Consider the following 25,011-nt stretch of genomic DNA (forward strand, 5'->3'; position numbering starts at 1 on the left):
CTATATTTATCTATATTTTTATTAACTAAAGATAACCTCCTAATCTAACTTCTCTACTTCTTTTGAGCCATCTTCTAATTTACTTATACAATAAATTCCTTTTACATCTACATTATTTTCAACTAAAATTGTTTTTATCTTTTCAATATCTTCAAAAGAAAATTTAATTGATATTCCACAACTTGCTGTTATTTCTCTTGGTGTTGGAAGAGCCATTACTTTTAGACTATTTTCACCAAATAACTTTTCTGATCTTATTGCATGATGTGTCGAATTAAATGACACTATATACATCTGATTCATTACTTAATCCTTTCTAACTATCTAATTCTCTTTGAATTAATCTTTATTATTAGTTTTATATTATTAAACAAACATACATTATAAAGAAATGGTATTTGATGCATTCTTTAATGTTTCAACTATAGTGTACATATTTGTAACTGTGCCTACTTGTAATTTGTCTTTTAAATTGTAGTAGTCTAAACAAGTCCCACAAGATAAGACTTCTACACCTGCATTCTCAAGTATTTTTAAGTTTTCTATAGTTTCTTCATTTTCAGCACTTAGCTTTACTCCTCCATTAACTAAAAGTACATACTTAGGATAAGGCTTAGACTCTGTTAAAGTATATATAAAACCTTTTATTAATACTTTTCCTAATTCATCATTGCCAAGTCCCATCTTATCTGAAGATATAAATACACATGTATCTTCTAATTCACTTTCTTTGTTATCTAAAATATTTTGTTTCTCTAAGATATTTTTACCTTTTATGATTTCTATAGATATAAAATTCTCTTTCTCATCAACAATATTTGCTTCACAATTTAAAGACTTAGCAAGTTTTAATACATTTTCTTTAGCTGTTTCATTGTCAATTACTGTGACTACAACTCCTTCTTCTAAGTTATCCAATTCTCTTTTTGTATTTATAACTGGTTTAGGACAAGCAAGCCCTCTAGCATCTATTTTTATACTCATTGTTTGATTCATCTCCTTAAAAATATTCATACAATTTATATTTTATCATAGATATTATCTTGCTTGTTATAGATTATTTCTATACCCTTATAGGTTTATTTATCTTACATTATTTCTAAATTTTTATACATAAATACACCTTTTTGATAATATTCTAACTCTTTTTCTTTTGATATATTTGAATATAATTGACCTAAGTCTATATATAAGTTAGCTAATATTCTACTATTACCTAAATCTGATACTATTTTTATGCATTTAATTAAATACTCAATTGCAAGAGTAATTTCATTTTGATTTTTATACATATTAGCATAGAATTTTAATGCTTTATATTCATTGAACTTATTTTTATTTTTTATTGATGAAGCTAAAGCTATTTTACAATATTTTCTAGCCAAATCATAGTCTTCTTTATCTATATATGCTTCTATTATCTTGAATAAACCTGACATCATATATTCATCTTCATCATTTTTCTTTATGTCATATACCTTCTGTGAATATTCAAGTACTCTATCTGTTTCACCTATTTTTCTATAAACATCACAAATTGTTAAATACACATTTGCTAATCCAGTTTTATTATCTTCATTTTCAAGTATTTTTAATGCTTTTTTAAAGTAATCTTTTGATTCTTCATATTTTCCAATCTCAAGCATATTGTTTGCTTTTAAAACCAAAATATCGACATCTTCTTTTCTATCATTTCTATTATCTATTTCATTTATCTTGTCTATGTACTTCAATGACATATTGGGATTATCTAGTTTTATGTAACAATATGCCATCTTGCTATATAGTTCCTTATATATGTTAACATCCTCAAACTTACCCTCTAACAAAATTTCCTCTGCAAAATTAAAGTGGCTTATAGCACCTTTATAAAAGTCTTCCTGCATGTATATTTTCCCTATGTTTAAATAACACTTAAGTATATTTTCACTATCACTATTTTTTATAAAGAAGTATAATGCCTTCTCAAAGTTTTCTATAGCGTCATTATAGTTAGATTTTTTCAGATTAATATTAGCCATTAAAAAATTACATCTGCCATAGTTCTCCATTAAATCGTATCTCTTACATATATCTAAAACTTCTTTTATTTGGTCCTCAGCCTTGTTTAGCTCATTTTCTTTTATATAAATTTCGCTCTGTAGTATTAAATTATCAGTTATCTTTTTTGACTGCATTTCTTTAGTCTCTAATAAATATTCTACACTTACATCTAGCTTATCTCCTAGATATTCCAACAGTTCATAACTAGTATGAGACTTATCCCTCTCTATATGGCTTATTTGTGCCGCTGTTATCCTATCTCCAGCTAATTCTTTTAATGTCATGTTTTTTTCTTTTCTTAATTTTTTAATCTTTTCTCCTAAGCTCAAAATTTCCATACTATTCCCACCTTTTGAAGACATTTTTTTATAATATAATTATAACTTATATTTATTTTAAAAACACTACTTTTATTTTACAATATTTTCTGTGTACATTAAATGATTTCCCATAAAAATGACTAAAATTTAGTTTATTTTGAATTTAATTAATTTAAATAAATCATTTTTTAAATTTGTTACTATTTTGTATTCATATATTTGCTCATAACGATTATAATTATATATAAGAATAGTTTTTAAGAGGGGAGAAATTTTTATGAAAAATAAGAAAATAATGTTAGTGTTAAGTATATTATCTATATCTATATTTGCAATTGGTTGTACTAATGCTCAAATTGGAAATGATACACCTAAAAAAGAAACTAAGAGCAATACAAATGTTGAACAGCCAAAAGAAGAAAACAACACTGAAAAAGAAGTTCCTAATAAAAAAACTACATCTACTCCAAAGGAAGAAGCTAAAACTCAATCAGCTACTATTTATTCTTTTGATGTAGATAAGACAGATTTAATTAAAAATAAAGTTGATTTGAATAAAATTGATGAAAACACTCTATTTGAAGAACTTCAAAAACTTAAAGTTGTTCCAGAATCTTCAAAATTAAATTCATTCACTACAAAAGATATTGACGGTGTGAAAACTGGCATATTAGATGTTAGCTCTGATTTCACAAAGTCAAACTTAGGTAGTGATGCAGAAACTTTAATGCTTGATTCAGTTGCTCGTACTTATATAAAAAATATGAATGTTGAACAAATAAAAATTACTGTTGATGGTTCTAATTATGAAAGTGGTCATATCGTTCTTGAAGAAGGAGATTACTTAAAGTAACTTTTTTAGACATGCTATATTATAAGAAAAGAGAGTGCCTCAAAATGAACCTTTTAGTTCATGAGTCACTCTCTTTTGTATGAAATTAAATACATTTTTATTACTTCCACAATGAAAAAGAAGCTTATCTTTTGAGACAACCTCTTTTTACATATTGTTTAATTCTATACTACTTATTTTTTGAAATTTTCTTCAAAGCTTCTACTGCTTTATCTATCTCCTCTTTTGTATTAAAATATCCTATACTGAATCTTACTGCCCCTTGTTTTAAAGTACCTAAAGTAGTGTGTGCTAGTGGAGAGCAATGTATTCCTGATCTAGTTGCTATATTATAATCACTGTCTAATAAAAAAGTAACCTCACCAGAATCCATATTTCCTATATTTAGAGCTATTACTGATGCTCTTTTTTTACTGTCTTTTGGGCCATATATCTTTATATCTGGTACTTCCTCTAACTTGTCCATCATATATTGACATAATTCTTCTTCATGTTGTCTTATATTGTTGATTCCTCTTTCAAATATAAATAATATACCTTGGTTAAGACCTGCTATACCTGGAGTATTGTGAGTTCCTGACTCATATTTATCTGGGAACAATTCTGGTTGAACCATTTCTTCTGATTTACTACCTGTTCCACCTTCTTTTAATATATTTAAATTTAGTCCTTCTCTTACATATAATATTCCTGTTCCTTGAGGTCCAAATAAGCATTTATGACCTGGCATTGCCAACATATCTATATTACATTTATTTACATCTATATCATAAACACCTGCTGTTTGTGATGCATCTACTAAAAATAGTATATTATGTTTTTTAGCTATTTCTCCAACCTTTTTTATATCGATTAAAGTTCCACATACATTAGATGCATGTGTTGTTACAATCAATTTAGTATTTTTCTTTATTGATTTCTCTAAGGCTTCATAATCTAGAAATCCCTCATAGTCACATTTTACTACAGTATTCTCAACACCCTTTTTTTCTAATGCTTTTATAGGTCTTATTACTGAATTATGCTCCATAGACGTTGTTATTACATGGTCTCCTTCTTGTAATACACCTTTTATTGCTAAATTCAAAGAATCTGTTGCATTAGATGTAAATACTATATTCATAGGATTACTAACATTAAACAACTTAGCTATATTCTCTCTTGTATCATATATTTCCCTTGCAGCTCTCATAGCGAGTTTGTGTCCTGCTCTACCTGGGTTTGCACAATAGTTTTTCATACAGTCTAAAACAGCATCATACACTCTTTCTGGTTTTGGATATGTAGTTGCAGCATTATCTAAATAAATCATAACAATCTTCCTCTCTGTTTTATAGTTTTGTTCTATTCAAGAAGCATTGATACAATACTGTTTAAATCATCATCATTATAGTATTCTATCTCTATTTTACCTTTTTTCTTTCCTTTAGAAATATTTACTTTTGTTCCAAAGATGTTTCTAAGTCTATCTTCAACATCTAAGATAAATACATCTTTAGGCTTAGATTTTTTTGGTACTTCTTCTTTATTTTCAGATATTTTTTTAGCTATATTTTCGACTTCTCTTACAGAAAGTTCTTCTTCTTCTATTTTTTTCGCTATTTGTAATTGCAAGTCCTTATCTACAATCCTCAATAAAGCCTTACCATGACCTGCTGTAATTCTACCACTATCTATCATTTCTATGACATCTTGTCCTAGATTTAAAAGTCTTAGTGTATTAGTTATATGAGGTCTACTTTTACCAACAGCCTCTGATATTTCTTCTTGAGTTACATTGTAATTTTCTATTAAACTTTTATATGCTAAAGCCTCTTCTATTGAATTCAAATCTTCTCTCTGTAAGTTTTCAATTAAAGCTATCTCCATTATCTCTTTCATATCTATATCTTTAATTATAGCAGGTATTTGACTTTTATTTGCAAGTTTTGATGCTCTAAATCTTCTTTCTCCAGCTATTATCATATACTTATTATTTTCATCCATTTTAACTACTATTGGTTGTAAAACACCATAATTTTTTATAGAATCAGATAGTATTTTTATCTTTTCTTCATCAAACTGCTTTCTAGGTTGAACTTCGTTTGGATATATTTTGTCTAGATCTATGTTGACTATCTCTTTTTCTGAAGCTTCTCCTTTAATATCTGGTATTAATGCACTAAGACCTCTACCCAATCTGTTACTTCTTTTAGACTTATTCTCCATACTACTATTCCTCCTCTTCTAAATCTATAAATTCTTCTGCTAGTTCCAAATAAGCTACAGACCCTTTACATCTCTTATCATAATAAATCACAGGTTTTCCATGACTTGGAGCTTCTGCTAGTCTTACATTTCTTGGAATTAGAGTTGTATATACACTTCCTTTAAAATATTTTTTGACTTCTTCAACCACTTGTATTGACAGATTAGCTCTTCCATCAAACATACTTAAGACAACACCTTGAATCTCTATATCAGCATTTAATCTTGATTTTACTAATTTTATAGTTTCCATTAATTGACTAACACCTTCTAAAGCATAGTATTCACATTGTATGGGAATTAAAACACTATCTACAGCAGTTAGACAATTTATTGTAAGCATCCCAAGTGAGGGTGGACAATCTAAAAATATATAATCATATTCATCTATTACTGATTTTATGGAATTTTTTAAGATATACTCTCTATTAGTCTTAGATGTAAGCTCTATCTCTGCACCTGATAGTTCAGTAGCTGATGGAACTACGTCCACATTTTCAAATTCAGTACTTATTATTGCTTCTTTGATATGTAATCCATCTAACATAATTTCATAGATGGTATTTTCTACTTCATTTTTATTAATACCATATCCACTGGTTGTATTTCCTTGTGGGTCTAAATCTAATACTAATATTTTCTTTCCCAAAGTTCCTAAACTAGCACTTAAATTTACATTTGTTGTAGTTTTTCCGACTCCACCCTTTTGATTGAATACAGCTATAACTTTGCCCATGATGTTCCCCCCTTTAAGAATTAAATTAATTTTAAATTTTGACTAGGTGTTTTATAGTTATAAATAATGTCTATAAATCAATTTATGTTACAAAGCTTATATTACAAAAAAAGATTACTGGTAAGCAGTAATCTCTATTTTTTAGGGATTTTTACAACAACTTCCATATAATCTCCCTTATCTATTTCATTATACTTAGCATCAATTCCTGTATTTGATATAGCATCAAAGGCCTGCTTTATAGTATTTATGTAAATCCTTATACTCATTGCACCCTTTATATTCTGTTTTTTATCAGGCTCTTCTTGAACTTTACGTTCTTCTAATATATCTTGTATCAATTTCTCTGTTTTTTTAACAGTCAATTCATTTTTTATGACTTTGTCTAGTACACTTTGCATTAAATCTTCACTTGGTAGTTTAAGAAATGCTCTAGCATGTCTTTCTGTTAAATTATTCTCTATCAGCTTCATTTTTATATCATTTGGAAGCTTTAATATTCTAAGCTTATTTGCTACAGTAGATTGATTTTTGCCCAATTTTTCTGCTAATTGCTGTTGAGTAAAAGCATGTTCTTTTATTAAGTTTTCATAACCAATTGCTTCTTCAATGAAATTTAAGTCTTCTCGTTGCAAATTTTCTAATAACGCTAGAACAGCAGAAGATTCATCATTCATATTATTTATAATTGCTGGTATAGTTTTAAGTTCTGCTAATTTAGCTGCTCTTAATCTTCTTTCTCCTGCAATTAACTCATATTTGCCATCTTTCGCTCTAACTGTTATAGGTTGAATTATACCATATACCTTTATAGAATTGCTCAATTCCTCCAATGAAACTTGTGAAAATATTTTTCTTGGTTGATATGGATTTGGAACTACATCTTCTATAGGTATCTCCATAACTCTTTTATCTTCCATAACATACCTCTCTTATTTTAGATATAAATTATTTTTGTTCTCTATATGTACATACAAATTTATTTCTGCATCTACTTTAATAATTCCTTTATTTTTGTTTTTTTTGAGGTAAGCTTAATCATTTCCTGAGAAATAATTAAGCTTGCCTCTAATAATTTCTCAATTATTTAATAGGATTTTTAGCTGGTTTACCAGCTTTTCTAGGGTACTTAACTGGTGTTTCCTTTATTTTTTTAAAAACTAATATATTATGATTTAAATCCATTTCTGGTAATTCTACATCTATTTTTTCAACAAACTTTAATCCTAAAATATTAATAGCCTTTTGTGATTCTTCTAATTCTAAGTTAGCATTAGGTCCTTTTAAACAAATAAAATATCCTCCAACTTTTACAAACGCTACACAAAATTCCATGAGAATTGGTAATCCAGCAACAGCTCTTGCTGTAGCAATATCATACTTTTCTCTATATTTTTCATCTTTCCCAAAATCTTCAGCTCTTCCATGTATAAATGTAATGTTGTCTAGTTTTAATTCTTTACTAACTTCCTCTAAAAAATTTATCCTTTTATTTAAGGAATCCAATAAAGTAAGCTTTAAGCTATCTAAACATATTTTTAATGGTATTCCAGGAAAACCAGCACCTGTACCAACATCTATTATAGACATACCATTTTTTATATATCCGTTTTTTACAGCTGAAATAGAGTCTAAAAAATGCTTTATATATACTTCTTTTTCATCTTCTATTCCAGTAAGATTCATCTTTTTATTCCAGTCAACTAATATTTCTCTATACATTTTAAACTTTTCTAACATACCATTATTGGTATTTATATTAAAACCTTCAATCCCATTTTTCAGAAGTTCTATATTATTCACCTTTGCCACCTCTAGTTCTTCTGACTTGTTCTAGGTATATAAGTAAAACTGATATATCAGCTGGAGAAACACCAGATATACGAGATGCTTGACCTATTGAAATAGGTTTTATATCATCCAATTTCTGTCTAGCCTCTAGTCTAAGTCCTTCTATAGATGAGTAATTTATTTTCTCATCCAATTTTTTATTCTCAAGTTTTTTAAATTGGTCTATTTGTTTCAATTGCTTTTCTATATAACCTTCATATTTAGTTATTATTACACACTGCTCTTTAACTTCTCTTGAAACATCTTCACCAGCACCTTTGCCTAATTCCTCAAGCAATTCGTAAGTAACTTCTGGTCTCTTTAAAAATTCATATAGAGATATTCCAACCTTTATTGGTGTTGCTCCCTTTTCTTCTAATAGACTATTTACTTCTTTTGGTGTAACTCTTTCATTTTTTAATCTTTCAAATTCTTTCTCTACAGCAGCCTTTTTATTTATGAATCTTTCATATCTATCTTTTTTAACTAATCCTATATCATAACCTTTTTGAGTTAATCTCATATCTGCGTTATCTTGTCTTAAATATAATCGATATTCTGCTCTTGATGTCATCATTCTATAAGGTTCGTTAGTTCCTTTAGTAACAAGGTCATCTAATAAAACACCTATATACGCTTCTGAACGGTCTAATACAAAAGGCTCTTTTCCTTCTATCTTTCTAACTGCGTTTATACCAGCCATAAGCCCTTGTGCTGCTGCTTCTTCATATCCAGAAGTACCATTGAACTGTCCTGCACTAAACAAGTTCTCAACGCCCTTTATTTCCAAACTAATCTTTAGTTGTGTTGGGTCAACACAATCATATTCAATAGCATATGCAGGTCTCATTATCTTACAATTTTCAAGTCCTTTTATAGTTTTGTACATGTCTAATTGAACTTCAAAAGGTAAACTAGTTGAAATTCCTTGTATATACATTTCTTTAGTATTTAATCCTTCTGGTTCTATAAATAATTGATGTGATGTTTTATCACTAAATCTTACTACTTTATCTTCTATAGAAGGACAATATCTTGGTCCAGTGCTCTCTATTACTCCACTATACATAGCAGACCTTTTTAAGTTATCCAATATAACTTTTTGAGTTTCTTCTGTAGTTCTTGTTAAGTAACAAGGTTCTTGTTCTTTCTCTATATTTTCATTCATAAATGAAAAAGGAGTTACTTTTTCATCTCCTTCTTGTAAGGACATTACAGAGAAGTCTATACTATCTCTATGAACTCTTGCTGGTGTTCCTGTTTTAAATCTTCTCATTCTAAGACCCAAATCAACTAAGCTATCTGTAAGGTATTTTGCATATCCCAATGCATTAGGACCTTCATAAAATGCAACCTCACCCATATATATTTTTGAATTCAAATAGACTCCAGTAGCCAATATTACAGCTTTAGATTTAAATGAACATCCTAGTTTAGTTCCAACACCTATTACAACATTTCCTTCATGTAATATTTCTGCAACTTCATCCATAGCTATATCAAGATTTGGCTCATTTTCTAATGTTTTTTTCATTTCTTCATGGTATTTAAATTTATCTGCTTGTGCTCTTAAAGAGTGAACTGCTGGCCCTTTGGCAGTATTTAACATTCTACTTTGTATATATGTCTTGTCTATATTTAATCCCATTTGACCACCTAAGGCATCTATTTCTTTAACCAATTGACCTTTACCAGTTCCACCAATCGATGGATTACAAGGCATTAATGCTATAGAATCCAAAGACATCGTTATTATCAAAGTTTTATATCCCATTCTTGCAGTAGCCAAAGCAGCTTCACATCCAGCATGTCCTGCTCCGACCACTATAACATCATATTTTCCTGCTTCAAACTTTATCATTTATAATTCCTTTCTTTTTAAAATTAATGTTTCATGAGAAACACTATAAATTTTTTAAAAATCTCTATAATAAAAACAAATTTATTTTTGTACCTTACTTCCCTATACAGAAATTATGGAATATATTATCTAGTAAATCCTCTGTTACTGTATCACCATTAATATACCCAAGATAGTCCCATATATTTTTTAAATCAACTTCTACAAAGTCAAATGGCATGCTTTGTTCCAAAGCAACTAAAGCATCTGTTGCAGATTTATATGCTTTACTAAGTGCATCTTTATGTCTGGAATTTGTTACTACTAAACTAGAATCATTTTTAATATTGCCTTTATATACCATAGACTCTATTTTATCTTGTAATTTTTCTATTCCTTCTTGCTGTAAAGCTGATATTTTTATTATACTATTATTTTCTACATATTTAAGTATTTTTTCTTCTTCAATTTCCTGTTTCAAATCATTCTTATTTAACAGTACTATCGTTTGTTTATCTTTAAGCTTTTCTAATATCTCTATATCTTCTTCTGACAACTTTCTAGATGCATCTAAAACCATTATAATTAAATCTGCACTAGTAAATGATTCTTTAGACTTTTCAACACCTATTTTTTCGACTATATCGTCAGTCTCTCTTATACCTGCTGTATCAACAATTTTTAAAGGTATTCCTTTTATATTTACAAACTCTTCTATAACATCTCTAGTAGTTCCTGGTATATCAGTAACTATTGCTCTATTCTCTCCTAAAATAGAGTTAAGAAGTGAAGATTTCCCTACATTTGGTTTACCAACAATTACTGTCTTTAAGCCCTCTCTAAGTATTTTTCCACTTTCAGCTGTATCATATAACTTTTTAATTTCTTTTTGAAGTTCATTAGTTTTTTCTTTAAGAGTTTTATATGTTATATGCTCAATATCTTCCTCAGGATAATCTATAGCAACTTCTACATGAGCTAATATCTCCGTAACTTTATCTCTTAATTCTCTTATCTTCTTTGATAAAGACCCCTCTAATTGATTTTGAGCAACCCCATGAGCTATATCAGTTTTGGCTTTTATAACATCAATTACAGCCTCTGCTTGAGATAAATCTATTCTCCCATTTAAAAATGCTCTTTTAGTGAACTCACCAGCCTCTGCTAGCCTAACATCTTTTGATAATATTAGTTCTAATATCTTCTTTACTGAAATAAATCCACCATGACAATTGATTTCTATAACATCTTCTCCTGTATATGAGTTTGGACCTTTCATATATGCCAATAAAACTTCATCAATTACATTCTCATCATCTACTATATTTCCATATATTAATGTTCTCTTATTATATTTCTCAATACTCTTTCCCGACATAGACCTAAAGATTTCTTCTGCAACCTTTAAAGCTTTTTCTCCACTTATTCTAAGAATTCCTATACCACCTTCTCCAGGTGCTGTGGCTATTGCCGCAATTGTATCATCTATAAACAAATTTATCACCTCTATTTATAATTTTTTACATATAGATTTACGTTTAACTAATCACAATAATATAATAAGATTAAAAAATAAAACCCCCTAATGTCTAGGAGGTTGATTTTATCTTTTACACTCAATTACTAATCTTCTATATGGATCAGTTCCTTCACTATATGTAATTACATATTTGTCGTTTTGAAGAGCTGAATGTATTATTCTTCTCTCATACGGATTCATATAATCTAATTTTTTAGTTTTTCTCGTTTTCGCTACTTCTCTAGCAACTTTATTAGCATATCTTATTAAAGATTCTTCTCGTTTTGATCTGTAGTTTTCTATATCTACAAGTACTCTTGTGTGAGAATCTTTATTTATTTTATTAAGAGCTAATCCAGTCAAAAATTGAATAGAATCTAAAGTTTCCCCTCTTCTACCAATTAAACTTGCAGCTTCTTTGCCTTCAATATCAACCATGATTAAATTATCTTTTTGAGATACATTGACTTTGGCATCAACATTTGCATTTCTCAACATTACCTCTATAAAATTTTTAGCTACATGTAGTTCCCTCTCGATAACAAAAATTTCATAAGTACCATCTTTAGCACCTATAAAACCCAAAAACCCTTTGCTTGGATTTTCAAGTATTTCAACTTCTATATCCTCTGCTTTTAAATTTAACTCTGCTATAGCTTTACTTATAGCTTCTTCCTTACTTCTACTTTTTATTAATTTTAGGCTTTTTCTCATTAACTTTTTCCTCCTTAGAGTTAGCAGCCAGCTTAGCTTTTAAAGGATTCATTATTAAGTAATATTGAGCTATTGAGAATAAGTTACTTACTGTCCAGTACAATGTAAGTCCTGCTGGGAATATAAATCCCCAATAGAAAGACATACCTGCCATTACATATGTCATTACTTTCATAGAGCCTTGTAACTGATCTTTTGGAGTCATTACTTTTTGCATAACATATGCACTTGCTCCTGAAAATACTGCTAGTATATAATCTGGTGCTGTTAAGCTTTTTATCCATAAAAACCCATTGTCAGCTGCTAAAAACGCAGCTTGATTTGCAAAAACGCCATGAGCAACTGGCTCTCTCAAAACGCTAAATAATCCTATTAATATAGGAAACTGTATTAATAAAGGTAAACAACCAGATAGTGGATTAATTTTAGCTTCTCCATATAACTTAACAATTTCTTCATTTTGTTTTTCTGGCTTATTTTTATATTTTTCTTGTATCTCTTTTATACGAGGTTGTATATCTTGCATTGCCTTTGTTGACTTAGTCTGCTTAACTGTTAATGGTAATAAAATAATCTTTACTAGTATAGTAAAAAGTATTATAGAAATACCATAATGATTAACAAATTCAAATATTACCTTAAGAATCAATCCTAAGAAATTTCCTATTATATTCAATTTTTTTATACCTCCTAATAGTTACTCTCTTTTATTTTAGAGGGTCGTAACCTCCTGGATGAAAAGGATGACATTTTAAAAGTCTTCTTATTGTTAAATACATACCTTTTACAAATCCATATTTCTTAAACGCCTCTATTGAATATTGTGAGCAAGTTGGATAAAATCTACAGGTAGGTCCCTTTAAGGGAGATATATACTTTTGATAAAATCTCACTAAATAAATACATAAATTCGATAAATACTTACTTATTTCCTTTAATATATAAATTATTTTATTCAAAGTCATTAACCTCCATATTTATAGCATACAATTTAAATAGAAATATCCGTTCTTTTAACTAAATTTTTTATAGACTTGTCTATGTCTTTAAAAGTAGCATCCTTACTAGATACTCTTGCTATAAATACTATATCATATCCAGGCTTAATTTTTTCATCAATATTTAATCTGTAGGCTTCTTTTATTAGTCTTCTTACTCTATTCCTAGTAATGGCTTTTCCTACTTTCTTTGAAACAGAAATACCTACTCTACTATAATCTGATTTGTTTTTAAGTATATATATTACTAAATATTTGTTTGCAAAAGATTTGCCGTGTTTATATACTTTTCTAAAATCAGAGTCTTTTTTCAACCCTTTAGTCCTATTAAAGTCCATAGTTAACCTCCATAAACACAGCTATGAATTGTAATTATTTACACAAAAAGGCCACCTTTGCAGCGGCCCTTTTGTAATTAATGAGTTAATCTATTTCTTCCTTTAGCTCTTCTTCTCTTTAACACGTTTCTTCCGTTAGACGTCTTCATTCTTTTTCTGAAACCATGTTCTTTACTTCTTTGTCTCTTTTTTGGTTGATAAGTTCTTTTACTCATTATTTTGCACCGCCTTTCAGATTTTATTTTCCGTTTATAAAAATAATAACTTTACCCTCAAAGTAAACATAACACATATAATTATAAATACTTTTACTACTGTTGTCAACGAGTTTTTGGGACGCTTATATCACAAAATATACCATATATATATTATGTATTTTTTTTATTGAAAATACTAGTAAAAATCTATTTAATTTTATTCTAAATTACTTTTTTCAATTATATACACAAATAAAGTAATTTTAACATGTTTATATTTTTATCAACAATTAGTTAATATTGTGGATAAATTAGTTACAAATCATTGAAGTTTGACATATATTTTGATATTATAAATATACTTGTTGATAATGTGTATAAATGTTATCAACTTATTAGAAATTATTCACAGCTTGTGGATACTTTTGTGTATAACTTTTAAGATTGCTGACAATACTCTAGTTATAATCACCATTTATTGTATGTTTATGTTATTTATAACTTTATCTACATATTGTTTATATCTTTTCATCTTTTTTTAATAATTTATACTATTATTAATTTATCAACACCATTATCCATAAATTTAGTTATTCTGTAAAATTTATATATATTTTTGCTTTTCTGTTAATAACTTTGTGGAAAATATTAATTATTCTGTTCGGAGGTTTATATTATGGATATAGTTTCTTTATGGGACAAAACCCTACAATTAATAAAAGGTGACTTAACTTCAGTAAGTTTTAATACCTTTTTTAAAAACATCGTACCATTAAAAATACATCTTAATGACTTGATACTACTAGCTCCTAGTGATTTTAATAAAGATATTCTAGAAAATAGATATTTGCATTTAATTGAAGATGCTATAAATCAACTGTCATTAAAAAAGTATAATATTAAATTTGTATTGAGCGAAAAGGAAGTTGCTGACTTAAATTCCGATAGTTCAGATTTAAATTATAGAGTACTTTACCCTAACCTAAATCCAAAATACACATTTGATACGTTCGTTATTGGTAATAGCAATAGATTTGCTCATGCTGCATGTGTTGCAGTTGCTGAATCTCCTGCTAAAGCTTACAATCCACTTTTTTTGTATGGAGGAGTTGGTTTAGGTAAAACGCACTTAATGCATGCTATAGGACATCATATTGTTAGCCAAAAAAAAGATTCAAAAGTTGTATACGTTTCTTCAGAAAAATTTACTAATGAACTTATAAACTCTATAAAAGATGATAAAAATGAAGAATTTAGAAATAAATATAGAAACGTAGATGTTTTATTAATTGATGATATTCAATTTATAGCTGGAAAGGAAAGAACTCAAGAAGAGTTTTTCCATACATTTAACACTCTTCATGAAGCAAATAAACAGATAATTATCTCTAGTGATAGACCACCAAAAGATATACCTACACTAGAAGATAGATTAAGATCGAGATTTGAAATGGGACTTATAACTGATATTCAAGCACCAGACTTTGAAACAAGAATTGCTATACTTAGAAAAAAGGCTCAACTAGAACGTATAGATGTGCCAAATGAAGTCATGTCATATATAGCAAAGAATATTAAATCAAACATAAGGGAACTAGAAGGTGCCTTAACTAGAGTAGTTGCTTATTCTTCTCTTAGTAATAGGGTAATATCTTTCGATCTTGCTACAGAAGCTTTGAAAGATATTATAACAACTTCTAAAAATGAAGAAATAAATGTTCTTAGAATAAAAGAAAAAGTATCTTCTGTATTCAATCTAAAGATGGAAGATTTTAATTCTAAAAAAAGAACACGTTCAATAGCTTATCCAAGACAAATAGCTATGTACTTAACGCGCGAACTTACTGATTTATCCCTTCCCAAAATAGGAGAAGAGTTTGGAGGTAGGGATCATACAACAGTAATTCATGCTCATGACAAGGTATCTAAAGATATAGAAGAAAGTGAAGAAATTAAGACTAAAATAGATAAAATTATATCAGATTTGAAGGGATAACTTATACACAATTGCATGTTTATATCTCTTGAATAACCTGTTAATATTTTTTTTGAATAAAAATTATTAACAAATTATTAAGTCTAAAATAACAAAGATATTAACATCTTATACACATGTTAATATCTTTGTATTTATAATGTTACACATACTTATTAACATTATCAACAACACCTACTACTATTACTACTATGATTTTAACTTATTTTTTTATATAAAAAGCCAGAGGAGGTTATCCACATTGAAAATAATTTGTAATCAAAAAATCCTAGCAAATAGAATCGGGATTGCTCAAAAAGCTATTAATGGAAAAACAACGATAGAGCTCTTAAAAGGTATACTTATATCTACAGAAGAGGGTCAATTAAAACTTACTGGATATGATGCTGAAATAGGAATAGAAACTTATGTACAAGCAGAAATTATAGAAAAAGGCGATATTGTTGTAGATGCAAGATTATTTGGAGATATAATTAGAAAATTACCAGATTCTTTTGTTGAAATAGAAACTGATTCAGAAAATAATATTTACATAAATTGTGTAAATTCAAGATTTAAAATTAAAGGATATGCAGCAAAAGAATTTCCTAAATTACCAGAATTAAACGAAGAAGATTTATACAGCATACCTCAAGAAATCCTAAAAAATATGATTAAACAAACTGTATTTGCTATATCACAAGATCAAACGAAACCTATTTTAATGGGAGAACTTTTAGAAATTGTAGATAGAAACTTAAATTTAGTAGCAATTGATGGATATAGATTAGCTGTGAAAAGCTGTTCAGTTGACAGTTTAACTGAAAATATAAAAGTCATAATTCCTGGAAAGACACTTATAGATGTCAATAGTTTGCTTTCTGGAGAAGATAATGTTAAAGTTGGATTTAACGAAAAAAATGCTATTTTTATAATTAATGATACAAAAATTATTACAAGATTACTTGAGGGAGATTTTATTGATTATAAAAAATTATTACCAAGAGAACATAATAGTAGAGTTAAGTTAAACACTAAAGAACTTTTAAATAGCATAGAAAGAGCATCTTTATTATCTCAATCAGAAAAAAATAATCTTATAAAATTATCTATAAGAGATAAAGTAATGGCAATTACTTCTAATACAGAAAAAGGAAATGTATATGAAGAAGTTGAAATAGATTTAGATGGAGATTATCTAGATATAGCTTTTAATTCTAGATACTTTATTGAAGGTTTGAAAAATATAGATAATGAGGAAATATTTATAGAATTTACTACAAATGTAAATCCTTGTATAATTAAACCAACGGATGATGTTAATTATATTTACTTACTACTTCCAGTAAGAATATCATCAAATATATAGCAGACATGAAGGAGTTGTCTTTTGTAGAAAAATTTTTCTAATATTAGACAACTCCTTTTATAAGCATATTTATGGTATAATATACTTTTAGTGTATCAATAGGAATTTGTTTAAAATAGTGGCAAGGAGGAACTATTATGACTGAAATAACTATAGAATCAGAATATATAAAGTTGGATCAATTTCTAAAATTAGCAGAGATTGCATCAACAGGAGGTCATGCAAAATTTTTAATTCAAGAAGGTTTAGTGACAGTAAATGATGAAATAGAATTAAGAAGAGGAAAAAAGATAAAATCAGGAGATATAGTTGAAATAGAAGGAACTAAAATAAAAGTATTGTAAAAAAGGAGAACTTTTTGTGAAACTTAAAAGTTTGCAACTTGTTAATTTTAGAAATTATAAAAAGTTGCATCTGGAATTTAATGGGAAAGTAAATCTACTTGTTGGGAAAAATGGTCAAGGAAAGACAAATATAGTAGAATCTATTTATATGCTTTCTTTTGGAAAATCATTTAGAACCAACAAAGATAGAGAAATGGTTAGATTTAATAGTGAAAACTTATATATTGGAGGAAGTTTTTCAAAATATAATAAATATAGTCTAATAGAGCTAATTATTGGAAAAGATAAAAAGGGGATACGAATAAATAAAGTCCCTTTACAAAAGATACAGGAGCTACTTGGCAACTTAAATGTGGTTATATTTTCTCCTGAGGATTTGAGATTGGTTAAAGAGGGTCCTAAAGAAAGAAGGGCATTTATAGACAAAGAGATTAGTCAGATTATACCTAAATATTATAAATATCTTACCAATTATAACAAAACACTTTCTCAAAGGAGTAGGGTGCTTAAAAGTATACATGTTGATGAAGCTTTATTAGATATATATGATGAAACATTGGCAAAGTATGGGAGTTATATTTATATTTTGCGTAGAGACTTTATAAAAAAGATAGCTAATATATCTGAGAATATGCATATGAATTTGACTAATGGAGTTGAAAGACTATCAATTAGATATAAAAATCAAATAAATATAACTGATGAAGACACTATAGAAACAGTATATAATAAATTTTTAGCCAAATTGTCATCAAATAGACCTAATGATATAGAATCTAGAACTACTAGATATGGTATACACAAAGATGACTTAAATATATTCATAAATGATTTAGATGCAAGACTTTTTGGTTCACAAGGTCAACAAAGAACTGCTTCAATATCGTTAAAGTTATCAGAAATAGAATTAATAAAAAATGAAGTTGAAGAATATCCCATATTAATTTTAGATGATGTTTTTAGTGAGCTAGATGAAGCAAGACAAAAACTTTTAGTAAACAATTTAAGCAATGTTCAAATGTTTATAACAAGTGCTGAGATTTCACATAAAAAAATATTTGATGAAAAAAATGTTACAATATTTAATATTGAAAATGGCGATGTTATTAGCATAGAGAATGGAGGAAATTAAATGAAACAAGAATACGGTGCAAGTCAGATACAAGTATTAGAGGGATTAGAAGCCGTTAGAAAAAGACCCGGTATGTATATTGGTAGTACAAGTCCTAGGGGTCTACATCACTTAGTTTATGAAGTTGTAGATAATAGTATAGATGAGGCTTTACAAGGATATTGTTCAGACATATATGTATCTATTAATGAAGATGGCAGTGTTTTAGTAAAAGATAATGGAAGAGGTATACCAGTTGAAATACATCCTAAGACTGGTAAATCAACTTTAGAAACAGTACTAACTAATCTTCATGCAGGAGGAAAGTTTGGAGGCGGAGGATATAAAGTATCTGGAGGTCTTCATGGGGTTGGTGTTTCTGTAGTTAATGCATTGTCAAAATGGATGACAGCAGAAGTTTATTTAAATGGAAAGATATATAAGCAGACATATGAAAAAGGTCTACCAACATCTAAGCTTGAAGTAGTTGGAGAATCTCAAAATACAGGAACAATAATTCAATTTATGCCTGATGCTACAATATTTGATGAAATAGAATTTAAATATGAAACATTAGAGTATAGGCTTAGGGAACTTTCTTTTCTAAATAAAGGAATAAGAATAGTATTTGAAGATAAAAGAGAAGATCAGAAAAAAAGAAAAGAATTTTATTATACAGGCGGTTTAGTAGAATATATTAAATATTTAAATAAAACTAGAACTGGAATACATGATGACATAGTTTATATAGATAAAAAAGTTGATGATTGTATTGTCGAATTAGCTATGCAATATACAGATGGTTATACAGAGAACATATATTCTTTTGCAAATAATATAAATACACATGAGGGAGGAACCCATTTAAGTGGATTTAAAGCAGCTCTTACTAAAACTGTAAATGATTATGCTAAGAGAAATAAATTCTTAAAAGAAAATGATGTTAACTTACTAGGTGAAGATATAAGAGAAGGTCTTACAGCTGTAGTATCAGTTAAACTACCAGAACCTCAATTTGAAGGACAAACTAAAACAAAACTAGGTAATAGTTTTATGAGAGGTGTAGTTGATAGTGTAACAGTTGATGAACTAGGTTCTTTCCTAGAGGAAAATCCATCAACAGCTAGAATAATAGTTGATAAAGCTTTAAGAGCACAGAGAGCTAGAGAAGCTGCAAAAAAAGCAAGAGAATTAACAAGAAGAAAAAGTGTGTTAGAAAGTACATCTTTACCTGGGAAATTGGCAGATTGTGCAGAAAAAGACCCTGCTAAAAGTGAAATATTCTTAGTCGAAGGGGATTCAGCGGGAGGTTCAGCTAAGCAAGGTAGAGATAGAAATAGTCAAGCTATACTTCCATTAAGAGGTAAAATACTTAATGTTGAGAAATCAAGACTAGATAGAATATTATCTTCAGATGAAATAAAAAATATGATAACAGCTTATGGTTGTGGTATTGGAGAAGATTTTGATATAGATAAGGCTAGATACCATAAAATTATAATTATGACCGATGCCGATGTAGATGGAGCTCATATAAGAACTTTATTATTAACATTCTTCTTTAGATATATGAGACCTCTTATAGATGAGGGGTATGTTTATGCAGCACAGCCACCTTTATATAAAGTTACAAAGCAAAAGAAGGAACATTATGTTTATTCAGATAAAGAGTTAAATATCTTATTAGATGAAATTGGAAGAAATGGTGTGGAACTTCAAAGATATAAAGGTCTTGGAGAGATGAATGCAGAGCAATTATGGGAAACAACTATGAATCCTGAGACAAGAACTTTATTACAAGTTACTGTGGAAGATGCTGCAATTGCAGATGAAGTATTTTCAATGCTTATGGGTGATAAGGTTGCTCCAAGAAAAGAATTTATAGAAGAAAATGCAAGATTTGTTAGAAACTTAGATATATAGAGAGAGGGGATTAGTATACATGGAAGAAAATAACAAAATACTCCCTATTGAAATAGTGGAAGAAATGAAAAAATCGTATATTGATTATTCGATGAGTGTCATAGCTGGACGTGCTCTTCCTGATGTTAGAGATGGTTTAAAGCCAGTTCATAGAAGAATACTATACTCAATGAGTGAATTAAATTTAACGCCAGATAAACCATACAGAAAGTCAGCTCGTATTGTTGGGGACGTTTTAGGTAAGTACCATCCTCATGGAGATACTGCTGTTTATTATGCGATGGTAAGGATGGCTCAAGACTTTTCAACTAGAGCACTTTTAGTAGATGGTCATGGTAACTTTGGTTCTGTTGATGGAGATTCACCAGCAGCGATGCGTTATACAGAAGCGAAGATGAGTAAATTATCATTAGAGTTATTGAGAGATATTGAAAAGGAAACTGTAGATTTTAAACCAAACTTTGATGAATCATTAAAAGAGCCTTCTGTATTGCCAGCAAGATATCCTAATTTATTAGTAAATGGTTCTAATGGTATAGCTGTTGGTATGGCGACTTCAATACCTCCACATAATTTGGCTGAGGTAATTGATGCAACTGTATATTTGATTGATAACCCAGAATGTAGTGTAGATGATTTAATAAAATTTGTTCAAGGTCCAGATTTCCCTACAGCTGCAATCATAATGGGAAAAGAGAATATAGCAGAAGCATACAGAACTGGAAGAGGAAAAGTTAAAGTTAGGTCTAGAGCTTTTATAGAAGAACTACCAAAAGGAAAACAACAGATAATAGTTACAGAGATACCTTATCAAGTAAACAAAGCCAAACTAGTTGAAAGAATAGCTGAGTTAGTTAAAGAAAAGAGAATAGAAGGTATATCAGACTTAAGAGATGAAAGTAATAGAAATGGTATGAGAATTGTTATAGAATTAAAGAGAGATGCTAATGCTAATATAGTGTTAAATAATTTGTATAAACATTCTCAAATGGAAGATACTTTTAGTATAATAATGCTTGCTCTTGTAGATGGTCAGCCAAGAGTTTTAAATCTTAAACAAATATTATACCATTATATTAAACATCAAGAAGATGTTGTTACAAGAAGAACTAAGTTTGAGTTAAATAAAGCTGAAGCAAGAGCACATATTTTAGAAGGATTAAAAATTGCTTTAGATAATATAGATGCCGTTATAAGCTTGATAAGAGCTTCAAAAACAGGTCAAGAAGCTAAAATTGGGTTGATAGAAAAATTCAATTTAACTGAAATTCAAGCTCAAGCGATATTGGATATGAGGCTTCAACGACTTACAGGTCTAGAAAGAGATAAGATAGATGCTGAGTATGAAGATTTAATCAAAAAAATAAATAGATTAAAAGAAATTCTAGCTGATGAAAAATTGCTTTTAAATGTAATAAAAGATGAAATTACAATAATAAAAGAAAATTATTCTGATGAAAGAAGAACAGAGATAAGACATGCTGAAGGCGAAATAGATATGAGAGATCTTATAAGTGATGAAGAAATAGCAATAACTCTTACTCACTTTGGATATATAAAAAGGCTTCCATCTGATACTTATAAGAGTCAAAAAAGAGGTGGAAGAGGTATTTCAGCACTTACAACTAGGGAAGAAGATTTTGTAAGACATTTAATAACTACAACTACTCATAGTAGACTATTGTTCTTTACAAATAAAGGTAGAGTATTTAAACTAAATGCCTATGAGATACCTGAAGGTAAGAGACAAGCTAAAGGTACTGCTATAGTGAATTTACTTCAACTGTCAGCAGATGAAAAAATTGCTACTTTAATACCTATTGATGGTAATGATGAAAATGAATATTTATTACTTACAACGAAAAAAGGTATTGTTAAAAAGACTAAGAGAGAAGAGTTTAAGAATATAAACAAATCTGGTCTTATTGCTATAGGCTTAAGAGATGATGATGAGCTTATTGGAGTAGAACTTACAGATGGAAAACAGGAAGTACTTTTAGTAACTAAAGAAGGTATGTCTATAAGATTTGATGAAAATGATATAAGATATATGGGTAGAACAGCAATGGGTGTAAAAGGTATAACTTTAAGCAAAGAAGATTTTGTTGTATCTATGAACCTTTGTAGTAAAGGTACAGATGTGTTAGTTGTAAGTAAAAATGGTTTTGGAAAGAGAACAAATATAGAGGAGTATAGAAGTCAAATAAGAGCTGGTAAAGGAATTAAAACTTATAATATTTCTGAAAAAACTGGTACAATTGTAGGTGCAGATATGGTTAATGAAGATGATGAGATAATGATTATAAATTCTGATGGAGTTCTTATTAGAATAAAAGTAAATGAGATATCACTATTTGGAAGAGTTACAAGTGGTGTCAAATTAATGAAGACTAATGATGAAGTTAATGTAGTTTCGATTGCTAAAATAAATATTGAAGAAGAATAGGATAAATATCCTATTCTTTTTGTATAATGTAATTAGATAAAAATTTAAAATTGAAAGGAGTAGTTGTTATGTGTAATAAAAGAAATTGTAAAAAAGGTGGATTTTTATTATTAGGAGCTATTTTAGGGTTTATATTTGGTATGTTTTTTGCACCAAAAAAAGGTTCTGAACTGAGAAAAGAAACAAAGGAGAAGTTTAATGATGTAAAAGAAAATCCAAAAGAAGTTCTACATGAAACATTTAATGATGTGAAAGAGAGAATAATAAATTTAGTAGATGATGATAATAATGAAGAGGATATAAAGATTTCAGAAGAGGATATAGTAATAAGTAAAAGCTTTGATGATGAGGGAGATGTTAACTAATGAATGCATGGGGGTGGCAGATTGGAGCAGTGCTAGTGGGAAGCTCTGCTCTTATAGTAGCAATTTATTTAGCTAAAACTCTAAATAGTCTAAATAAGGTTGTTGAAAAGGCATATAAGATTGTAGATTATAATGAAAGACATATACAAGATATTGTTGAAAATGCATCATCAATATCAAAGGGAATAGATGATATAGTTTATGTAATTAATAAAATATTGAGTATAGGAAATATATTTAAAATTATTAAGAGGAAATAGGAGGTTTTTACATGTCTATGAATATAGATTCAAATTTAGATTCTCAAAATAAATTTTGGAATGTTTGTCTTGATGGAGAACTTGATGTTTCTACAGCAGATAAACTGAAGGAACACTTGCATAGTTTGATAGAAAAGAATATGTTAGATGTAAAAATTAATCTTAAAGATTTAGATTATATAGATTCAACAGGTTTAGGAGCTATGATAGGTGTATTAAAAAAATTAAAAATAAATGAAAAAGAGATATACATAGTAAATCCTAAGAGTAATGTCAGAAAGATTTTTACTATAACAGGTCTAGATAAAATATTTAAAGTGGAGGGATAAACTTTGGCTTGTGAGACTATAAAGATGGAAATTACTACAAACCCAGATTATGTTAGTATAATAAGATTAACAGCATCTGGAATTGCTAATAAGATGGGTTTTCCGATAGATGATATAGAAGATATAAAGGTAGCAGTATCAGAAGCATGTACAAATGCAATAAAGCATAGTAAAGATGATGTGTTTAATATAGTGTTTACTATTTTAGATAATGCAATTAATATAGAAATTCAAGATAATGGAGAAGGATATGATGTTAGCTCAATAAGTACACCAGATTTAGAGAATCCAAAAGAGAGTGGTCTTGGATTATTTATAATTAAAACTTTAATGGATGATGTAGATATTGAATCAGAACATAATCAAGGAACAAAAATAAAAATGACTAAATATTTAGGAGTTGATATTTAATGAAAAATGTAGCTAATGCTACACATTACCTAAATATGGATACAAAAGAGCTATTTAATTTATATAATAAAAATAAAAATGTAGATATTAGGAATATTCTTATTGAAAGACATCTGTATTTAGCAAGATTGTTAGCTAAGAAGTATATAAATAAAGGTGTTGATTTTGAAGATATATATCAAGTTGCTTCATTGGCATTAATTTATGCTATTGATAGATATGATATTGAAAAAGGATTTGAGTTCTCCAGTTTTGCGACACCAACTATAGTAGGAGAAATAAAAAAGTATTTTAGAGATAAAGTATGGACACTTAGAGTACCAAGAAGAATACAGGAACTAAGTAAAAAAATAAGTGATGCGAAGATTAAACTAGAGCAAGAAAATAAAAAGCATCCAAGGGTAAAAGATATAGCTAATTACATAGGGGTTAGTGAAGAAGATGTTCTAGAAGCTATGGAAGCTTCTTATGGATATCAACCAATGTCTTTAGATTCATCAAGTAATGATGATTCAGAGGATAAAGATATAACTCTTATTGATAAGATTGGAAAAGAAGAAGGCAATTTTGGAAGTATAGAATATGAAGATTTTATTAATAAATTCATTGAAACTTTAAACGAGTTAGAAGTAAAAATTTTTAAAGATAGATTTTTCTTTGATAAAACGCAATCTAGTATAGCTAAAGAACTAGATATATCTCAAATGACTGTTTCTCGATTGGAAAAAAAAGTAGTAGAAAAGCTAAAAAAAGAATATGAAAAAAATTTATAAAAAATAAAAAAATTATTGAACTATTGTTTTAAAGATAGTACGGTGTTACTTGCCCTTGAAAAAAGGAACA

General features: G+C 28.4%; 27 protein-coding genes. 12 read left to right on the top strand and 15 right to left on the bottom strand.

Translation table 11 applies throughout. The features are described from left to right. Nucleotides 1-39 precede the first annotated feature (39 nt). The 3 genes from KGF39_RS13090 to rstA all read right to left on the bottom strand — a co-directional run bounded on the left by KGF39_RS13090 (nt 40) and on the right by rstA (nt 2,381). A complete protein-coding gene (locus KGF39_RS13090) occupies nt 40-303 on the bottom strand; it encodes a DUF3343 domain-containing protein (RefSeq protein WP_054275511.1) in 264 nt (87 codons plus the stop codon). Nucleotides 304-381: 78 nt separating this feature from the next. Further along, entirely contained in the window at nt 382-984 is a 603-nt protein-coding gene (gene yedF / locus KGF39_RS13095) for a sulfurtransferase-like selenium metabolism protein YedF (protein ID WP_227822640.1), read from the bottom strand. A 104-nt stretch (nt 985-1,088) separates the two neighbouring features. Further along, nucleotides 1,089-2,381 carry a toxin production/motility transcriptional repressor RstA gene (gene rstA, locus KGF39_RS13100; RefSeq protein ID WP_054275513.1) on the bottom strand — a complete coding sequence of 431 codons (1,293 nt, stop codon included), beginning with the start codon at nt 2,379-2,381 and terminating at the stop codon, nt 1,089-1,091. A 259-nt stretch (nt 2,382-2,640) separates the two neighbouring features. On the opposite strand from rstA, the gene KGF39_RS13105 reads away from it, so the two are divergent. Continuing rightward, the gene (locus tag KGF39_RS13105) at nt 2,641-3,216 is read left to right on the top strand and encodes a GerMN domain-containing protein (protein ID WP_227822641.1); all 576 of its coding nucleotides are present in this window, start codon (nt 2,641-2,643) and stop codon (nt 3,214-3,216) included. Nucleotides 3,217-3,385: 169 nt separating this feature from the next. On the opposite strand, the gene KGF39_RS13110 is transcribed toward KGF39_RS13105, so the two are convergent. From KGF39_RS13110 to rpmH, 12 genes are all read right to left on the bottom strand, one after another. Further along, nucleotides 3,386-4,528 carry an aminotransferase class V-fold PLP-dependent enzyme gene (locus KGF39_RS13110; RefSeq protein ID WP_227822642.1) on the bottom strand — a complete coding sequence of 381 codons (1,143 nt, stop codon included), beginning with the start codon at nt 4,526-4,528 and terminating at the stop codon, nt 3,386-3,388. A gap of 32 nt (nt 4,529-4,560) precedes the next feature. Further along, the gene (locus tag KGF39_RS13115; RefSeq protein ID WP_227822643.1) at nt 4,561-5,424 is read right to left on the bottom strand and encodes a ParB/RepB/Spo0J family partition protein; all 864 of its coding nucleotides are present in this window, start codon (nt 5,422-5,424) and stop codon (nt 4,561-4,563) included. 4 nt (nt 5,425-5,428) lie between these two features. Next, nucleotides 5,429-6,199 (bottom strand): ParA family protein, encoded by a 771-nt coding sequence (locus tag KGF39_RS13120; RefSeq protein ID WP_054275517.1) that lies wholly within the window; start codon nt 6,197-6,199, stop codon nt 5,429-5,431. A 134-nt stretch (nt 6,200-6,333) separates the two neighbouring features. Continuing rightward, a complete protein-coding gene (noc, locus tag KGF39_RS13125) occupies nt 6,334-7,119 on the bottom strand; it encodes a nucleoid occlusion protein (RefSeq protein WP_227822644.1) in 786 nt (261 codons plus the stop codon). Nucleotides 7,120-7,282: 163 nt separating this feature from the next. Continuing rightward, the gene (gene rsmG, locus KGF39_RS13130; RefSeq protein ID WP_227822645.1) at nt 7,283-8,002 is read right to left on the bottom strand and encodes a 16S rRNA (guanine(527)-N(7))-methyltransferase RsmG; all 720 of its coding nucleotides are present in this window, start codon (nt 8,000-8,002) and stop codon (nt 7,283-7,285) included. Further along, nucleotides 7,995-9,890: a tRNA uridine-5-carboxymethylaminomethyl(34) synthesis enzyme MnmG gene (mnmG, locus tag KGF39_RS13135; RefSeq protein ID WP_227822646.1), complete on the bottom strand. Its 1,896-nt coding sequence runs from the start codon at nt 9,888-9,890 to the stop codon at nt 7,995-7,997. Before mnmG ends, rsmG begins: the two co-directional genes overlap by 8 nt. A gap of 94 nt (nt 9,891-9,984) precedes the next feature. Further along, nucleotides 9,985-11,364 (bottom strand): tRNA uridine-5-carboxymethylaminomethyl(34) synthesis GTPase MnmE, encoded by a 1,380-nt coding sequence (gene mnmE, locus KGF39_RS13140; protein WP_227822647.1) that lies wholly within the window; start codon nt 11,362-11,364, stop codon nt 9,985-9,987. Between the two features lie 108 nt (nt 11,365-11,472). Then, nucleotides 11,473-12,102 (bottom strand): RNA-binding cell elongation regulator Jag/EloR, encoded by a 630-nt coding sequence (gene jag, locus KGF39_RS13145; protein ID WP_227822648.1) that lies wholly within the window; start codon nt 12,100-12,102, stop codon nt 11,473-11,475. Continuing rightward, nucleotides 12,071-12,778 (bottom strand): YidC/Oxa1 family membrane protein insertase, encoded by a 708-nt coding sequence (locus tag KGF39_RS13150; RefSeq protein WP_054275523.1) that lies wholly within the window; start codon nt 12,776-12,778, stop codon nt 12,071-12,073. Before KGF39_RS13150 ends, jag begins: the two co-directional genes overlap by 32 nt. A 31-nt stretch (nt 12,779-12,809) precedes the next feature. Then, the gene (yidD, locus tag KGF39_RS13155) at nt 12,810-13,061 is read right to left on the bottom strand and encodes a membrane protein insertion efficiency factor YidD (protein WP_003429301.1); all 252 of its coding nucleotides are present in this window, start codon (nt 13,059-13,061) and stop codon (nt 12,810-12,812) included. A 32-nt stretch (nt 13,062-13,093) separates the two neighbouring features. Continuing rightward, nucleotides 13,094-13,438, bottom strand: a complete 345-nt coding sequence (rnpA, locus tag KGF39_RS13160) for a ribonuclease P protein component (protein WP_003429302.1) — start codon at nt 13,436-13,438, stop codon at nt 13,094-13,096. A gap of 77 nt (nt 13,439-13,515) precedes the next feature. Further along, the gene (gene rpmH, locus KGF39_RS13165; RefSeq protein WP_003420485.1) at nt 13,516-13,653 is read right to left on the bottom strand and encodes a 50S ribosomal protein L34; all 138 of its coding nucleotides are present in this window, start codon (nt 13,651-13,653) and stop codon (nt 13,516-13,518) included. 658 nt (nt 13,654-14,311) lie between these two features. On the opposite strand from rpmH, the gene dnaA reads away from it, so the two are divergent. The 11 genes from dnaA to KGF39_RS13220 all read left to right on the top strand — a co-directional run bounded on the left by dnaA (nt 14,312) and on the right by KGF39_RS13220 (nt 24,941). Next, nucleotides 14,312-15,631, top strand: coding sequence for a chromosomal replication initiator protein DnaA (gene dnaA / locus KGF39_RS13170; protein ID WP_255643363.1), 1,320 nt, complete (start codon nt 14,312-14,314; stop codon nt 15,629-15,631). 241 nt (nt 15,632-15,872) lie between these two features. Next, a complete protein-coding gene (gene dnaN / locus KGF39_RS13175; protein ID WP_107594288.1) occupies nt 15,873-16,979 on the top strand; it encodes a DNA polymerase III subunit beta in 1,107 nt (368 codons plus the stop codon). Nucleotides 16,980-17,116: 137 nt separating this feature from the next. Further along, a complete protein-coding gene (gene yaaA / locus KGF39_RS13180) occupies nt 17,117-17,323 on the top strand; it encodes a S4 domain-containing protein YaaA (protein WP_003420479.1) in 207 nt (68 codons plus the stop codon). 16 nt (nt 17,324-17,339) lie between these two features. After that, on the top strand, nt 17,340-18,455 hold the full coding sequence (recF, locus tag KGF39_RS13185) for a DNA replication/repair protein RecF (protein ID WP_227822649.1): 1,116 nt from the start codon (nt 17,340-17,342) through the stop codon (nt 18,453-18,455). Further along, nucleotides 18,456-20,357, top strand: coding sequence for a DNA topoisomerase (ATP-hydrolyzing) subunit B (gene gyrB / locus KGF39_RS13190; RefSeq protein WP_054272121.1), 1,902 nt, complete (start codon nt 18,456-18,458; stop codon nt 20,355-20,357). A gap of 19 nt (nt 20,358-20,376) precedes the next feature. Beyond that, a complete protein-coding gene (gene gyrA, locus KGF39_RS13195; RefSeq protein ID WP_227822650.1) occupies nt 20,377-22,803 on the top strand; it encodes a DNA gyrase subunit A in 2,427 nt (808 codons plus the stop codon). A 68-nt stretch (nt 22,804-22,871) separates the two neighbouring features. After that, nucleotides 22,872-23,168, top strand: coding sequence for a YtxH domain-containing protein (locus tag KGF39_RS13200; protein ID WP_054272123.1), 297 nt, complete (start codon nt 22,872-22,874; stop codon nt 23,166-23,168). Continuing rightward, the gene (locus KGF39_RS13205) at nt 23,168-23,428 is read left to right on the top strand and encodes a hypothetical protein (protein WP_054272124.1); all 261 of its coding nucleotides are present in this window, start codon (nt 23,168-23,170) and stop codon (nt 23,426-23,428) included. The genes KGF39_RS13200 and KGF39_RS13205 overlap by 1 nt, the downstream gene beginning before the upstream one ends. Nucleotides 23,429-23,439: 11 nt before the next feature. After that, nucleotides 23,440-23,757 (top strand): STAS domain-containing protein, encoded by a 318-nt coding sequence (locus tag KGF39_RS13210; protein WP_054272125.1) that lies wholly within the window; start codon nt 23,440-23,442, stop codon nt 23,755-23,757. Between the two features lie 3 nt (nt 23,758-23,760). Further along, the gene (locus KGF39_RS13215; protein WP_285891581.1) at nt 23,761-24,168 is read left to right on the top strand and encodes an ATP-binding protein; all 408 of its coding nucleotides are present in this window, start codon (nt 23,761-23,763) and stop codon (nt 24,166-24,168) included. Beyond that, on the top strand, nt 24,168-24,941 hold the full coding sequence (locus KGF39_RS13220; protein ID WP_054272126.1) for a SigB/SigF/SigG family RNA polymerase sigma factor: 774 nt from the start codon (nt 24,168-24,170) through the stop codon (nt 24,939-24,941). The genes KGF39_RS13215 and KGF39_RS13220 overlap by 1 nt, the downstream gene beginning before the upstream one ends. Nucleotides 24,942-25,011: the final 70 nt, after the last annotated feature.

Source organism: Clostridioides sp. ZZV14-6345, from assembly GCF_020657775.1.
Taxonomy (GTDB): domain Bacteria; phylum Bacillota; class Clostridia; order Peptostreptococcales; family Peptostreptococcaceae; genus Clostridioides; species Clostridioides difficile_D.

Coding starts and splice junctions, on each gene's coding strand:
- dnaA (WP_255643363.1), top strand. CDS start 14,312: ATGGATATAGTTTCTTTATGGGACAAAACCCTACAATTAATAAAAGGT.
- KGF39_RS13200 (WP_054272123.1), top strand. CDS start 22,872: ATGTGTAATAAAAGAAATTGTAAAAAAGGTGGATTTTTATTATTAGGA.
- mnmG (WP_227822646.1), bottom strand. CDS start 9,890: ATGATAAAGTTTGAAGCAGGAAAATATGATGTTATAGTGGTCGGAGCA.
- yedF (WP_227822640.1), bottom strand. CDS start 984: ATGAGTATAAAAATAGATGCTAGAGGGCTTGCTTGTCCTAAACCAGTT.
- KGF39_RS13120 (WP_054275517.1), bottom strand. CDS start 6,199: ATGGGCAAAGTTATAGCTGTATTCAATCAAAAGGGTGGAGTCGGAAAA.
- KGF39_RS13105 (WP_227822641.1), top strand. CDS start 2,641: ATGAAAAATAAGAAAATAATGTTAGTGTTAAGTATATTATCTATATCT.
- KGF39_RS13220 (WP_054272126.1), top strand. CDS start 24,168: ATGAAAAATGTAGCTAATGCTACACATTACCTAAATATGGATACAAAA.
- KGF39_RS13205 (WP_054272124.1), top strand. CDS start 23,168: ATGAATGCATGGGGGTGGCAGATTGGAGCAGTGCTAGTGGGAAGCTCT.
- gyrA (WP_227822650.1), top strand. CDS start 20,377: ATGGAAGAAAATAACAAAATACTCCCTATTGAAATAGTGGAAGAAATG.
- rnpA (WP_003429302.1), bottom strand. CDS start 13,438: ATGGACTTTAATAGGACTAAAGGGTTGAAAAAAGACTCTGATTTTAGA.
- KGF39_RS13090 (WP_054275511.1), bottom strand. CDS start 303: ATGAATCAGATGTATATAGTGTCATTTAATTCGACACATCATGCAATA.
- yaaA (WP_003420479.1), top strand. CDS start 17,117: ATGACTGAAATAACTATAGAATCAGAATATATAAAGTTGGATCAATTT.
- jag (WP_227822648.1), bottom strand. CDS start 12,102: ATGAGAAAAAGCCTAAAATTAATAAAAAGTAGAAGTAAGGAAGAAGCT.
- KGF39_RS13210 (WP_054272125.1), top strand. CDS start 23,440: ATGTCTATGAATATAGATTCAAATTTAGATTCTCAAAATAAATTTTGG.
- KGF39_RS13115 (WP_227822643.1), bottom strand. CDS start 5,424: ATGGAGAATAAGTCTAAAAGAAGTAACAGATTGGGTAGAGGTCTTAGT.
- KGF39_RS13110 (WP_227822642.1), bottom strand. CDS start 4,528: ATGATTTATTTAGATAATGCTGCAACTACATATCCAAAACCAGAAAGA.
- rstA (WP_054275513.1), bottom strand. CDS start 2,381: ATGGAAATTTTGAGCTTAGGAGAAAAGATTAAAAAATTAAGAAAAGAA.
- noc (WP_227822644.1), bottom strand. CDS start 7,119: ATGGAAGATAAAAGAGTTATGGAGATACCTATAGAAGATGTAGTTCCA.
- gyrB (WP_054272121.1), top strand. CDS start 18,456: ATGAAACAAGAATACGGTGCAAGTCAGATACAAGTATTAGAGGGATTA.
- rpmH (WP_003420485.1), bottom strand. CDS start 13,653: ATGAGTAAAAGAACTTATCAACCAAAAAAGAGACAAAGAAGTAAAGAA.